The sequence below is a fragment of the Bombilactobacillus bombi genome (assembly GCF_013607485.1).
In the GTDB taxonomy this organism is placed as follows: domain Bacteria; phylum Bacillota; class Bacilli; order Lactobacillales; family Lactobacillaceae; genus Bombilactobacillus; species Bombilactobacillus bombi_A.
Genome location: NZ_SCHP01000030.1, coordinates 1 through 14,398 on the forward strand (window position 1 = coordinate 1; position 14,398 = coordinate 14,398).

The window sequence follows — 14,398 nt, forward strand, 5'->3', positions numbered from 1 at the left end:
CACTTGTAGGTCAAAATGTTAAAAAAGGGGATTGGGATAAAAACTTTTATCCCAATCCCCTGTAGCATTAGCTGAAGTCTGATTATCGATTAAATTAAGATTTGTGTTTAGGAACATAATGGAAATTAGGGTTAATCGAAAAATCAATTTCTTGCCAAGCTGTTTTCATTTCTTGATTTATTTTTTCAATATTTTCGTCGGTTATTTTTAATTTACGATCGATTAAAATAGGTTTGCCAAATTTAACAGTACAACGTTGACGCAATAAAAATTTGCCAAAAGTTAAGGGCCCCTGATAAACTACTGGTACTAGCGTCTTTTTAGATAATTTGGCGATTAAAACTGCGCCCCCCTTGAGGTCATTGGAATAGCGTGTCCCAGAAGGAAACATAATTAAGCTCAAATTTCGAGCAGTTAAATCACGCACTGGTGTTTTAATTACAGAAGGCCCTGGATGTTTCCGATCAACTGGAAAAGCATTAGCATGAGTTAAAATAAACCTTAAAACTGGATTTTTAAATAATTCTTTCTTTGCCATAAAGGCACAAGGCAAGGGACTAACTGCTAAAGCAAAAAGAAGGGGTTCCCACCAAGTACGATGGGGAGCCACCATGATGAAAGACTCATCACGGGGCAAATTATCTAACCCTTCATAGTGGGTATTGCCGTTAAGTAAGGCAATAATGAAGCGAACAATAGGTACTAATACTTTATAAAACATTTAATCATCCTCATTTCGATCTGCAAATATTATACCAAAGTTAGGAAGGTAGTAAATGACTAAAACTTTAGAACATGTTCCCGGTTTTGATGTAAGTATTTTTCAAGATACGCAACTTTTCCGTAGTTCAATTGACTCTGTATTGTTGACCCACTGGGTTCAAATCAAGCCTCGGCAGCATCTAGTAGATCTATGCAGTGGCAGCGGAATCATCGGCTTGTGCCTAGCTCAAAAGTTCCAAACTACAACTCATTTATTTGAAATCCAAGAAGCTTTAGCACAATTGGCTCAAGAATCAATTAATTATAATCATTTACAGCCAAAAGTCCAATTAATAAATGCTAATATTAATAAGGCCTTAGATTATTTAACTCATGACAGTGTGGACGTGATTACTTGTAATCCACCGTATTTTTCGCCCACATCACATCAAAAATTGGGCAAATCGATCTCACAAAATATTGCCCGTCATGAATTATTTTTTAATCAAGAATTATTAGCTAAGACTGCAAGTAGCTTATTAAAAGATAATGGCAGCCTATATCTGGTTTATCGTCCTGATCGGTTATTGGAATTAAGTTATGTCTTACAAAAATTTCATTTGCCGATAAAAGAGTTACTTTTTGTACATCCACATTCTGAAGATTTGGCAAATTTGGTATTAATTAAATGTCGAAAAACGATGCGCATCAATGGTTTAAAGGCTTGGCCGGATTTAATTATTTATAATAATGATGGCACTTATACCAAGCAGCTAAGGGAGTTTGTTCATGTCTAAAACAAATTCTTATTCAGTCTATATAGTCCACTGTGTTGATGGGAGTTATTATACTGGTATTTCTAATAATGTTCCGGCACGCATTGCGACTCATAATGCTGGGAAAGGTGCAAAATATACTAAAATTCGCCGGCCGGTAAAATTAGTGTATCAAGAATTGGTGGGTGATCGTTCTCAAGCATCTAAGCGCGAATGGCAAATTAAACACTACACTAGAGCACAAAAAATTAAACTATTTCATCTAAAACCTTGATTATTGACAATAATTACAGTAAAATTTCTATGGTATTAAATACTCACGCTAGCTTTTGATATTGCCGGTGCATTTTAGTAAATAAAATGTGGCAAGATTGTAGGATAGCGGCGGAAAAACCAATGGAGGAATTATTATGTCTGTATTATCAATGAAACAATTATTAGAAGCAGGGGTTCATTTTGGCCACCAAACACGTCGTTGGAATCCTAAGATGAAGCCTTATATTTTCACACAGCGGAATGGTATTTATATTATTGACTTACAAAAAACCGTGCATATGATTGACGATGCTTATAACTTCGTTAAAGATGTTGCCGCTGATGATGGTGTTTTCTTATTTGTTGGTACCAAAAAACAAGCTCAAGATTCAATTGCTGAAGAAGCTACACGTGCTGGTCAGTATTATGTAAATCACCGTTGGTTAGGTGGAACATTAACTAACTGGGATACTATTCAAAGCCGTATCAAACGTTTGAAGCAAATTAAAAAAATGGCTGAAGATGGCACTTTTGAACGCTTACCTAAAAAAGAAGTTGCCTTGTTAATTAAGCAACAACAAAAGTTAGAGAAATTCTTAGGTGGTATTGAAGATATGCCACGGATTCCAGATGTAATGTTTATTGTTGACCCTCATAAGGAAAGCATTGCTGTTAAGGAAGCACACAAATTAAATATTCCTATTGTAGCAATGGTCGATACTAACACTGATCCTGATGATATTGATGTTATTATTCCAGCTAATGATGATGCCATTCGTGCAGTTCGCTTAATTACTTCAAAAATGGCAGATGCAATTGTTGAAGGCCGTCAAGGTGAAGAAAACGTGGATTTACCACAACAGCCTGAACAAAGTGATAGTAACGAAGAGACCGCAACTGCTGATATTGAGCAAGTTGTTGCAGCTGATGAAGAACAACAAGCTGAAGATTCAGAAAATAAATAATTTGTTTTTGGAAAAAACTGTCTTGTTAGATTATCAATACCAAGATGGTTTTTCTTATGTAATATTTAAAATAGCCAGGAGGAAAGTTAAATGACCAAGATTACTGCTGCTCAAGTTAAAGAATTACGTGATAAAACAAGTGTTGGAATGATGGATGCTAAAAAGGCCTTAGTTGCAGCTGATGGTGATATGCAAAAAGCTATTGATGAATTAAGGGAAAAAGGTGTAGCTAAAGCTGCCAAAAAGAGTAACCGAATTGCAGCTGAAGGTTTAGCAGCTGTGAAAATAGTTGACAATAAAGCCGCTTTATTAGAAGTTAACTCTGAAACTGACTTTGTAGCATCAAACGATAAATTTACTGATTTAGTCGCACAATTGGCTGAAACTATTGTACAAAATAACCCTCAAGATGTAGCTGCAGCCATGAAATTGACTATGGCTAATGGCGAGACAGTAGAAGCAGCAATTACTAATTTAACTGCAGTTATCGGTGAAAAAATTACTTTACGCCGTTTTAAAGTAGTTGAAAAGACTGATAGTCAAGTATTCGGCTCTTATTTGCATAATGGCGGTAAAGTAGCAGCCTTAGTAGTGTTAGATGGAGCTGATGCTGAAGCTGCTCATGATGTAGCTATGCACGTAGCCGCAATTAATCCTGAATATTTAGATCGTGATCAAGTACCAAGTGATGTTATTGAACATGAACGTCAGATTTATACTGAAGAAACAATTAATGAAGGCAAGCCAGAAAAAATTGTTCCTAAAATTGTTGAAGGCCGCTTAAACAAGTACCTTTCAGAAATTAGTTTGGCTGATCAAGATTTTGTAAAAGACCCTGATCAAACAGTTGCTCAATTTGTATCTTCTAAAGGCGGTAAGCTGGTTGACTTTGAGCGTTATCAAGTTGGCGAAGGTATTGAAAAGAAGCAAGAAAATTTTGTCGATGAAGTTATGGGACAAATTAAATAAAGCGCACTGCGCTTTTTTTTTGGAGTAAATTACCGAAGCCGGCAAGTGATATGGTAAAATAGTTAAAAGAAATCGAAGGAGTTTTACAAATGTCAGTTAAATATCAACGTGTTGTTTTAAAGTTAAGCGGCGAAGCACTAGCTGGTGAAAAGGGTTTTGGCATTAATCCACCGGTAATTGCTTCAATTGCTCGGCAGATTAAAAAAGTCCGTGCCTTAGGCGTGCAAGTTGCAATTGTTTGTGGTGGTGGTAACATTTGGCGTGGAGAAACAGGTGCTGAAATGGGAATGGAGCGTTCCCAAGCCGATTATATTGGGATGTTGGCTACTGTCATGAATGCCTTAGCACTCCAAGATGGTTTGGAAAACATTGATGTGCCAACACGGGTTCAAACTTCCATTGAGATGCGGCAAATTGCTGAACCGTATATTCGTCGCAAGGCAATTCGGCATTTACAAAAAGATCGTGTTGTAATCTTTGCTGCTGGCACTGGTAGTCCTTATTTCTCGACTGATACCACAGCAGTATTAAGAGCTGCTGAGATTGATGCGGACGTGATTTTAATGGCTAAAAATGGAGTTGATGGGGTTTACTCTGCTGATCCACAAAGTGATCCTTCAGCGGTTAAATATGAAGAATTAACTCAACTAGATGTTATCAATAAAAATCTAGGAGTTATGGATTCAACTGCCAGTTCTTTATCAATGGACAATGATATTCCGTTAGTTGTCTTTAATTTGAATGAACCAGATAATATTTTAAAAGTTGTTCAGGGAGAACAAATTGGTACCACGATTAAAGGAGGAAAAAGTTGTGACTAATCCAATTATTGAATCTGCACAAGACCATATGAAAAAAAGCCAAGAATCTTTGGAACGTGATTTAGGCAAAATTCGGGCAGGACGAGCTAATGCAAGCATTTTAAATGGGGTTACTGTAGAATATTATGGAGCTGAACTGCCAATTAATCAGGTGGCTTCAATTAGCATTCCTGAAGCACGAGTTATTCTAATTACACCTTTTGATAAAACAGCTTTAAAGGATATAGAAAAAGCCTTATTAAAGTCTGATATTGGTATTAATCCAGCTAATGATGGTACTGTTATTCGCTTAGTTATTCCCCAATTAACTGGTGAAAGAAGAGAAGAGTTAGCCAAGGAAGTAGGAAAAATCTCTGAAATGTCTAAGGTGAGTGTCCGTAATATTCGACGCGAAGCTATTGATAAATTGAAAAAGCAGCAAAAAAATAGTGAAATTACTGATGATGAATTCTATGATTTAGAAAAGCAAGTGCAAAAAGTTACTGATGAAAATATTAAGGGTATTGAACAGATTGCAGATGCAAAGGCTCAAGAATTAGTTGAAGGCTAATTTGCTTTGACATGATTGGTAATTAAGATTAATATTTCAAAGGAAGGGGCTAGGCTGACAGAAGTCACGGTCCCTTTATATATTATTAAAAGAATTTAGGGGTTACTATGGTCAAGCTGAGTTTACCAGAACATGTAGCAATTATTATGGATGGCAATGGTCGTTGGGCTAAAAAGCGCGGTTTACCGCGAATTGCGGGACATAAAGCCGGTATGAATAATCTTCAAACGATTGCTACCGCTGCTAGTAATCTAGGAATCAAAGCACTTACAGTCTATGCCTTTTCTACTGAAAATTGGAAACGGCCGAGTAGCGAAGTTAATTTTTTAATGCGACTGCCAATAGACTTTTTTGATACTTTTATGCCTAATTTAATGCAAAATCAAGTTCGAATTATGATTACTGGATTTATAGAACAGTTGCCAGCCAAAACCTTAGCTGTTTGTCAGCGTGCCATTGAACAAACCAAAAATAATCAAGGTATGATTTTAAACTTTGCATTTAATTATGGAGCTCAAAGCGATATTATAAATGCTGTTAAGTTATACTGCCAAGATTTGCAACAACAAAAAGTTCAACTAGCGCAATTAAACGAACAAACTTTTTCCAGTTATCTTAAAAGTGCCCAATTAGCTGATTTACAAAATCCCGATTTATTAATTCGTACGAGTGGCGAACAGCGGTTATCAAACTTTTATTTATGGGAATTAGCCTATGCAGAAATGATTTTTGTGGATGAATATTGGCCTGATTATTCGGTGGTCGATTTAAAGCGTGACTTACAAAGGTATAGCCAACGAGATAGACGCTTTGGTGGTTTAGATAAAAAAGGATAAATGAGGTAAAATATTGAAAAAAAGAATAATTACAGCGATTGTTGCTTTAATAATTTTTATCCCCATTATCATTGTTGGTGGGGTATGGATAGATATTGCTGCTTCAGCACTAGCGGTAGTCGGTCTATCGGAAATTTATATAATGCGCAAGCGAATTATAGTTTCTTTAGATTTTGTAATTGGTGCGATTGGAGTTTTACTGCTGTCTCTACCAGAAAGTGCCTTAAAGTGGATGCCAGATAGTTTTTCGCGTTTTGATTTAGCTTATGTTTTTGTAGCTTTATTGTTAATATGGATGGTATTTACTAAAAATAATTATAATTTCGAAGATGCGGGAACTACAATTTTATCAATGTTTTATATTGGTAATGGCTTTCATTATTTAGCAGCAATTCGTAATTCAGATTCTGGTGGTTTATCGTTATTATTATTTGGAATGATTATTGTCTGGGTGACTGACAGTGGTGCTTATTTTGTAGGTCGTAAATTGGGCAGACACAAGCTATATCCCGCTATTAGCCCTAATAAAACCTGGGAAGGATCTATTGGGGGTGTAATTGCAGCTGTAATTTTTGCAATAATATATATGGTTGGCTTCAATCAATTTCGTAATATTACCACCATGAGTCCTAATATTCCAATGCTGATTATTCTAACAATTATTTTATCAATTGCTGGTCAAATTGGTGATTTAGTGGAATCAGCCTATAAACGTTTTTATGGAGTTAAAGATTCTGGAAAGATTTTACCGGGACATGGAGGAATCTTAGACCGCTTTGATAGTATGCTTTTTGTCTTGCCCCTCATTCATGCCTTAGGTTTTATTTAATAACCACAGGAGGTCAATTTTGGTTGCCATAATTACATTTATTATTGTCTTTGGCTTAATTGTTTTGGTCCATGAATTTGGGCATTATTACTGGGCTAAAAAATCGGGTATCTTAGTCCGTCAATTTTCTATTGGTATGGGTCCAAAGCTGGTTTCATACACTAAAAATCACACTCTTTATACTATTCGGCTCTTACCTTTAGGTGGTTATGTGATGTTGGCGGGCGCTGAAGATGACGATGAGGAATTAAAGCCTGGAACTATTGTCGGTCTGCAATTAGATTCGCAAGGAAAAGTTATTCAAATTGATAATTCACAAAAAGAAAATAATGCCGATTTAATTCCTCTACAAGTTGCCCAAAGTGATTTACAAAAAGAATTATATCTTGAAGGATATGTAAGCGGCGATGATCAAAATCTTCAACGGTATATTGTCGATCATGATGCAACAATTATTGATGAAAGCGGCAGCGAAATGCAAATTGCACCGCTTGATGTCCAATTTAATTCTGCCAGTTTGTTAAATCGTTTTTTGACTAATTTAGCGGGTCCCTTTAATAATTTGGTTTTTGGGATTATTGTATATATCATTAGTGCCTTTTTAATTGGTGGGCCCTTAAGTTCGGGGAACAAATTAGGAGAAATTCAAGCACATTCTCCAGCAGCTAATGCCCAATTACAGCCGGGCGATCAAATTTTACAAGTAGAAACTAAAAAAGTTACCAATTGGGATCAGTTGGCTCAAGCTATTGCCCAACGCCCCGGTAAGGCAACTACTTTGACAATTCGCAAGGCTGATCATAAAGTACAAAAGATAACGGTCAAGCCTAAAACGGTTAAAAATGGAAAAGATACTATTGGTCAAATTGGAATTATGCCCCAGCGAAATCATCAGTTTGGCCCCACTTTAAAATATGGCTTTACCTCAGCTTTTAATTCAATGGGTATTATTGTTAATGCGCTTAAACGAATGGTCAGTGGTGGTTTTAATATTAACCAGTTAGGTGGACCAGTGGCTATTTACTCGCAAACTTCACAGGTTGCGGCTATGGGGTATAAACAAGTAATTATTTTCATTGCTTGGCTATCAATTAATCTGGGTATTATGAATCTTTTGCCCATTCCAGCCCTAGATGGGGGAAAATTATTGTTAAATATTGTAGAAGCTATCCGACGTAAGCCGGTTTCCCAAAAGACAGAAATTATTGTGAACTTAGTGGGGGTAGTATTTTTATTAGGTCTAATGATTGCTGTTACTTGGAATGATATTATGCGTTTTTTTATTAAATAATTAAAGGTCTTGAGGAGGAGTATTAAGGTTGAAACAATCACAAGTTATGATTCCGACATTAAAAGAGGTTCCTAGTGATGCAGAAGCAGTCAGTCATCAATTAATGTTGCGGGCAGGATTTATTCGGCAGGTTTCTGCCGGTGTATATGCTTATTTGCCTTTGGCTTTTCGTGTTTTACAAAACATTGAGCGCATTGTCCGTGAAGAAATGGATAAGATTGAAGCCATTGAAATGCTGGCACCAGCTATTTTACCAGCGGAATTGTGGAAGCAAAGCGGTCGTTATGAAACTTATGGCGATAATCTCTTTAAATTGAAAGATCGTCATCAGCGCGACTTTATTTTAGGGCCCACTCATGAAGAAACTTTGACCTATTTAGTTAAAGATGTTCTTAATTCTTATAAAACTATGCCTAAAGTTTTATATCAAATTCAAACAAAATATCGTGATGAAGATCGTCCCCGTTATGGGTTGTTGCGTGGACGTGAATTTATCATGTATGATGCATATTCTTTCACCTCTAATAATGATGATTTAGATAAAATTTTTGACCAAATGGAACATGCCTATCGTCAGATTTATGATCGTTGTGGATTAGATTATCGGGTTATTTTGGGTGACTCAGGTGATATGGGTGGTACTGGCTCTAAAGAATTTTCTGCGATTGCTGATATTGGTGAAGATACCATTGTTTATTCTAATATGAGTGATTATGCAGCTAACTTAGAAATGGCCACCAGCATTATTGCTGATAACCAAACAGAACCTTTACAGGATTTAGAAACTATTGCAACACCTGGAATAACAACAATTGCAGCTTTAGCTAAAAAAGCTCAAGTTACTCCTCAAAAGATTATTAAAAATGTTGCTTATATTGTGGATGATAAGCCGGTTTTAGCTTTAATACGCGGTGATTATGAAGTTAATGAAGTTAAATTAAAAAATGTTTTAAAGGCTAGTGAATTAAGGCCAGCTACTGACAGTGAAATTGCAACTGAATTTAAGAGTGTTCCTGGATATATAGGACCAGTTAATCTGCAAGCTAAGATTCCCGTAATTGCTGATTTATCTATTCGAAATCTCTGTAATGCTGTAACGGGTGCTAATCAAGCTGATGCCCAGGTGAAAAATGCTAACCTTGATCGGGATTACCAAGTCAGTCAATTCGTTGACATACGGACGGTTAAAAAAGGAGAGCTTTCACCAGATAATAAGGGTACTTTACAGTTTACCCGTGGTATTGAGATTGGGCATGTGTTTAAACTGGGTACTAAGTACTCCGAGAGTTTTCAGGCTAACTTTTTAGATGAAAATGGTCATCCTCAACCAATTATCATGGGGTGCTATGGCATCGGTATAAGTCGATTATTGTCTGCGATTGTAGAACAGCACCATGATCAAAAAGGAATGATTTGGCCATTATCTTTGGCACCTTATCAAGCGCATATTATTATTATGAATTCTAAAAAACAAGAACAGCAAGACTTGGCAGCACAAGTGGAACAGCAACTAACAGAAAATAATTTTTCTGTTTTAGTCGATGATCGCAAACAACGCGCTGGTGTAAAGTTTGCCGAGTCTGATTTAATCGGAATTCCTGTTCGTATAGTGATTGGTAAAAAAGCTGCTGATAATATCGTTGAAATTAAGTTGCGTAATCAAGAAGAAGCAATTGAAGTTTCTCAAGGTGATATTGTTGATACTATTAATATCTTATTAAAAAATTATATCTAAGGCTGAGGTGATTTTTTGTCTAATACTAAACAACAAGCTTTATTTCAAACTCTCTTAACTCAGCTCAACTTATCGGACAAAATTCGCAATACGGCTTTATTTCAGACAGCACAAATTCAAAAAGTTCAAGTCCACACGGAGTCGCAGCGGTGGACTTTTATTTTCGAATTTGCCAATATTATGCCTGTAGAAAGCTTACAAGTATTTGCGCACCAATTGACCACTAGTTTTACTGATATTAATGCAGTCGATTTTAAAATAATTACGCAAGATTCTCATTTTGACCAACAACTTTTAACAGCATATTGGCCATATGTAATTTCTCAAACTAATCCAAACTCTTCAGTCATGAAAGAATTGTCACAACAGCAGGGATTACATTTACAAGGTCAAGAAGTATTTTTAAGTGTGGATAATGATGTATTGCAACAATATCTAACTCAAAAATATTTAACTGCTATTGAAAATTGTTATCAAAACTTTGGTTTTCCTGCTTTTCATATTAAGGTTATTGTTGATAATTCACAGACACAAGCACAAATTGATGAGTTACGGCAAAAACAAGTACAACAGCAGCAACAATTGGCAGCTACCATTGCCCAAAAACAAACTCAACAGGCTAACTCCGCTAATGCAGGACCCGCTATCAAAAATTTAGGCAAAACTATTGATGCTAAATTGCCGATTATAGCTATGAAAGACATTACCGAAGAACAGCAAGGTATTGTTATACAGGGATATATTTTTAAAAGTGAAGTCCGTCAATTAAAAACTGGTCGTCAATTATTGATTTTGGAAGTTACTGACTATACCTCATCTTTTGTTATCAAGAAGTTTTCTAAGCCCAATGATTCCGATACGATATTTGCAGAATTCCATGAAGGTATCTGGATTAAAGTGCGAGGAGCAGTCCAAGAAGATAACTATTCCCATGATTTAACAATTAATGCTTATGATATTAATATTATTAAAAAATTGGGCCGTCAAGACACAGCTTCTAAAAAACGTATTGAATTACATGTGCATACCAATATGAGTCAAATGGATGCGGTGAGTTCCACAACTGATTTGGTAAAACAGGCTGGAGAATGGGGACAGCCAGCGATTGCTATTACTGATCATTCTACAGCACAAGCCTTTCCTGATGCTCATAGTGCTGGTCAAAAATATGGAGTAAAAGTTATTTACGGCGTCGAAGTTAATCTGGTAGATGAGGGAGAGCCCATTGCCTATAACTTGCGTGATCAAGAATTAGCAGATGCTGAATATGTAATTTTTGATGTAGAAACTACCGGACTTTCAGCAGTTTACGATTCAATTATTGAATTAGCGGCCACAAAAATGAAGGATGGTAAAGTAATTGCTGATTTTGATGAATTTATTGATCCCGGTCATCCCTTGTCGGCGACTACGATTAATCTAACTTCAATTACCGATGAAATGGTTCGTGGAACTAATAGTGAAGCGCAGGCCCTAGCCAAATTCAAAGAATTTGTTGGTGAGGCAATTTTAGTAGGACACAATGTAACTTTTGACATTGGGTTTTTGAATGCAGCCTTAAGGCGTACTCAACAGCCACCAGTAAGTTTGCCGATTATTGATACTCTAGAGATGTCACGTACCCTGCATTCCGAATATCGCAATCATAAGCTTGACAGTTTGGCAAAACGGTATTCAATTCGTTTAGAGCATCATCATCGAGCTAATTCAGATGCTTTAACCACTGGTTATTTATTGTATAAATTACTTGAAGAAATGGAAAGTCGTTTTAAAACAACCAATGTTCAACAGCTTAATGACCATCTGGGTGGTCAAGACGCCTATAAACAAGCTCGTCCCTACCACGCTACTTTATTAGCCAAAACTCAAGCAGGTTTAAAGAATCTCTTTAAGATTGTTTCGATTTCCATGACCGAATATTTTTATCGAACCCCGCGTGTGCCTCGCAATATTTTAAATAAATATCGAGAAGGTATTATTGTTGGTTCAGCCTGCAGTTCAGGTGAGGTTTTCACAGCAATGATGCAAAAGGGTTATGATGAGGCTTATCAAAAAGCTCAATATTACGATTATTTAGAAGTTATGCCTGATGATATCTATCAACCACTATTAGATTCGAACTTAATTGCCGATATTAAGTCCTTACATGAAATTGTAACCAACATTATTAAGTTAGGGGAAGCTTTAAATAAGCCAGTAGTGGCTAGTGGGGACGTACATTATATTGCTTCAAAAGATGCCGTTTATCGTGATATTATTGTAAAGGCTGTTAAAAGCAACCCTTTAGCCCGTCAAAAGTTACCGTTGGCTAATTTTAAAACTACAGATGAAATGTTAGCGGCCTTTAAGTGGTTAGATGCTCAAAAAGCACAAAAAATTGTCGTTGATAATACTCATCAAGTAGCGGCTTGGATTGCTGATGACATTACTCCAGTTAAAGATCGCTTATATACCCCTAAAATGCCAGGGGCAGAACAAGAAATTCAAGATCTAACTTATAACAAAGCTAAGCAATTGTACGGTGATCCCTTACCGACAATTGTTCAAGAACGTCTAGACAAAGAGCTTAAAAGTATTATTGGCAATGGATTTGCGGTCATTTATTTGATTGCACAACGTTTAGTTCACAAAAGTAATAAAGATGGTTATTTAGTTGGCTCTCGGGGTTCAGTAGGTTCCAGTTTAGTAGCAACCATGACGGGAATAACCGAAGTCAATCCTTTACCACCACATTATCGTTGTCCTAAATGTCATTATACGAAGTTTTTCACTCAAGGCGAAATTGGATCTGGTTTTGATTTGGCAGATAAACCATGCCCTGAATGTGGTACCCCCTTGAGAAAAGATGGTCAAGATATTCCCTTTGAAACTTTTCTTGGATTCAAGGGTGATAAAGTTCCAGATATTGATTTAAACTTCTCGGGAGATTATCAGCCCGTGGCGCATAATTATACTAAAGTTTTATTTGGTGAAGATCATGTTTTTCGTGCTGGGACCATCGGCACAGTGGCAGATCGTACTGCTTATGGATATGTAAGCAATTATGAAGAATTAACAGATCAAAAATTTCGAAGTGCTGAAAAAGACAGGCTAGCTACGGGTGCAACTGGCGTTAAACGCACCACCGGTCAACACCCTGCTGGAATTATCGTTGTGCCCGATGATATGGATATTTACGATTTTACTCCTATCCAATATCCCGCTGACGATCAATCAGCTGCTTGGAAAACGACGCACTTTGATTTTCATTCAATTCATGATAATATCTTAAAGCTTGATATTTTAGGTCATGATGATCCGACCATGATTCGGATGTTGCAAGATTTATCGGGAATTGATCCTCAAACTATTCCTACTGATGATCCTGGTGTCATGAAATTATTTTCTGGAACAGAATCATTAGGAGTAACTTCCGAAGAAATTAATTCTAAAATGGGGACTTTGGGAATACCTGAATTTGGAACCCGCTTTGTTCGCGGAATGTTGGAAGAAACTCATCCCACAACATTTGCTGAACTGCTACAAATATCTGGTTTGTCACACGGGACGGATGTGTGGCTGGGAAATGCTGAAGAGTATATTCAACAAGGCATTGTTACCTTAAAAGATGTTATCGGCTGTCGGGATAATATTATGATGGATTTAATTCATTGGGGTATGGACTCCCAAATGGCTTTTCAAATTATGGAACATGTCCGTAAAGGGCGTGGAATTCCGGATGAATGGCAAGATGAAATGCGAGCCAATAAGAATGTACCTGATTGGTATATTGATTCTTGTTTAAAAATCAAATATATGTTTCCTAAAGCTCATGCTACAGCTTATATTATTATGGCCTTACGTATCGCTTATTTTAAAGTTCATTTTCCAATTATTTACTACTGTGCATATTTTTCAGTACGGTGTGATATGTTTGATTTACAAGCAATGGCGCAAGGTAAAAATGCAGTTGAAGCGGCGATGCAGGCGATTAACGAACAAGGAATGGATGCTAGTACCAAAGATAAAAATTTATTGACAGTTTTAGAGGTCGCTAATGAGTGTTTGGCACGTGGTATTAATATCAAAATGGTTGATATTGAAAAATCTGATGCTACTAATTTTCAAATTATTGATGAACACACTTTATTAGCACCATTCATTGCCGTACCCAGTTTAGGTTTAAGTGTGGCCAAACAAATTGTGGCCGCTCGTGAAGAACAGCCTTTCTTATCTAAAGAGGACTTATCGAAACGAGGTAAGGTTTCCAAAACGATTATTGATTATTTAACACAAAATCATGTGATTGATCAATTGCCTGATGAAAATCAATTATCGCTGTTTTAAATTTAATTAAGAGACTTTTAGTGCAATCAAATTGTAGTAATAGAGTTGAGTCAGATTTATGGCTCAACTCTTTTTGGTTAATATGGGTTAAATAAACCACAAGTTTTACTTGTGGGGGACAGAAGAGCTTTATCGAGAAAAACTTCCCTTCGGTATAATAGTTTTCGGCAAACAACCAAAACTACCCGAAAGAAAATCTTTGTATTGTCAAAAAATGTTATAGCTTAGCACATAATTGTTGAAATTGTAAATATCACATCGTATCTACGTCTATAGTTGTATTTAGGTGGAACTATATTTTAATAGGTGTTGCAGTATATTGTTCGACTAAATAAGTTCATAC

The 14,398-nt window shown here is 36.4% G+C and carries 12 protein-coding genes; 11 read left to right on the forward strand and 1 reads right to left on the reverse strand.

From position 1 onward, the window contains the following. Positions 1-94 precede the first annotated feature (94 nt). Complete coding sequence (locus EQ827_RS06170) at positions 95-721, reverse strand: lysophospholipid acyltransferase family protein (protein ID WP_181190118.1); 627 nt, start codon at positions 719-721, stop codon at positions 95-97. 55 nt (positions 722-776) lie between these two features. Here EQ827_RS06170 and EQ827_RS06175 point away from each other — a divergent pair, with 55 nt between their 5' ends. The 11 genes from EQ827_RS06175 (at position 777) to EQ827_RS06225 (ending at position 14,055) form a co-directional block, all read left to right on the forward strand. Further along, positions 777-1,499: a tRNA1(Val) (adenine(37)-N6)-methyltransferase gene (locus EQ827_RS06175; RefSeq protein ID WP_181190119.1), complete on the forward strand. Its 723-nt coding sequence runs from the start codon at positions 777-779 to the stop codon at positions 1,497-1,499. Further along, positions 1,492-1,752 carry a GIY-YIG nuclease family protein gene (locus EQ827_RS06180; protein WP_181190120.1) on the forward strand — a complete coding sequence of 87 codons (261 nt, stop codon included), beginning with the start codon at positions 1,492-1,494 and terminating at the stop codon, positions 1,750-1,752. The genes EQ827_RS06175 and EQ827_RS06180 overlap by 8 nt, the downstream gene beginning before the upstream one ends. Positions 1,753-1,888: 136 nt before the next feature. Beyond that, positions 1,889-2,698, forward strand: coding sequence for a 30S ribosomal protein S2 (rpsB, locus tag EQ827_RS06185; protein WP_181190121.1), 810 nt, complete (start codon positions 1,889-1,891; stop codon positions 2,696-2,698). A 90-nt stretch (positions 2,699-2,788) separates the two neighbouring features. Next, positions 2,789-3,667 (forward strand): translation elongation factor Ts, encoded by an 879-nt coding sequence (gene tsf, locus EQ827_RS06190; RefSeq protein WP_181190122.1) that lies wholly within the window; start codon positions 2,789-2,791, stop codon positions 3,665-3,667. Positions 3,668-3,756: 89 nt separating this feature from the next. Beyond that, positions 3,757-4,488: a UMP kinase gene (gene pyrH, locus EQ827_RS06195; protein WP_181190123.1), complete on the forward strand. Its 732-nt coding sequence runs from the start codon at positions 3,757-3,759 to the stop codon at positions 4,486-4,488. Further along, positions 4,481-5,038: a ribosome recycling factor gene (gene frr / locus EQ827_RS06200; RefSeq protein ID WP_181190124.1), complete on the forward strand. Its 558-nt coding sequence runs from the start codon at positions 4,481-4,483 to the stop codon at positions 5,036-5,038. The genes pyrH and frr overlap by 8 nt, the downstream gene beginning before the upstream one ends. A gap of 107 nt (positions 5,039-5,145) precedes the next feature. Continuing rightward, positions 5,146-5,874: an isoprenyl transferase gene (locus EQ827_RS06205; protein WP_181190125.1), complete on the forward strand. Its 729-nt coding sequence runs from the start codon at positions 5,146-5,148 to the stop codon at positions 5,872-5,874. Positions 5,875-5,887: 13 nt separating this feature from the next. After that, a complete protein-coding gene (locus tag EQ827_RS06210) occupies positions 5,888-6,703 on the forward strand; it encodes a phosphatidate cytidylyltransferase (protein ID WP_181190126.1) in 816 nt (271 codons plus the stop codon). A gap of 16 nt (positions 6,704-6,719) precedes the next feature. Beyond that, positions 6,720-7,994 (forward strand): RIP metalloprotease RseP, encoded by a 1,275-nt coding sequence (gene rseP / locus EQ827_RS06215; protein WP_181190129.1) that lies wholly within the window; start codon positions 6,720-6,722, stop codon positions 7,992-7,994. A gap of 28 nt (positions 7,995-8,022) precedes the next feature. Further along, positions 8,023-9,729, forward strand: a complete 1,707-nt coding sequence (locus EQ827_RS06220) for a proline--tRNA ligase (protein ID WP_181190127.1) — start codon at positions 8,023-8,025, stop codon at positions 9,727-9,729. A gap of 15 nt (positions 9,730-9,744) precedes the next feature. Continuing rightward, on the forward strand, positions 9,745-14,055 hold the full coding sequence (locus tag EQ827_RS06225; RefSeq protein ID WP_181190128.1) for a PolC-type DNA polymerase III: 4,311 nt from the start codon (positions 9,745-9,747) through the stop codon (positions 14,053-14,055). The last annotated feature ends 343 nt before the right edge of the window (positions 14,056-14,398 follow it).

Excerpts from the sequence above, each read along its gene's own strand:
- EQ827_RS06180 (WP_181190120.1), top strand. The coding sequence starts at position 1,492 with ATGTCTAAAACAAATTCTTATTCAGTCTATATAGTCCACTGTGTTGAT.
- EQ827_RS06205 (WP_181190125.1), top strand. The coding sequence starts at position 5,146 with ATGGTCAAGCTGAGTTTACCAGAACATGTAGCAATTATTATGGATGGC.
- rpsB (WP_181190121.1), top strand. The coding sequence starts at position 1,889 with ATGTCTGTATTATCAATGAAACAATTATTAGAAGCAGGGGTTCATTTT.
- tsf (WP_181190122.1), top strand. The coding sequence starts at position 2,789 with ATGACCAAGATTACTGCTGCTCAAGTTAAAGAATTACGTGATAAAACA.
- pyrH (WP_181190123.1), top strand. The coding sequence starts at position 3,757 with ATGTCAGTTAAATATCAACGTGTTGTTTTAAAGTTAAGCGGCGAAGCA.
- EQ827_RS06175 (WP_181190119.1), top strand. The coding sequence starts at position 777 with ATGACTAAAACTTTAGAACATGTTCCCGGTTTTGATGTAAGTATTTTT.
- EQ827_RS06170 (WP_181190118.1), bottom strand. The coding sequence starts at position 721 with ATGTTTTATAAAGTATTAGTACCTATTGTTCGCTTCATTATTGCCTTA.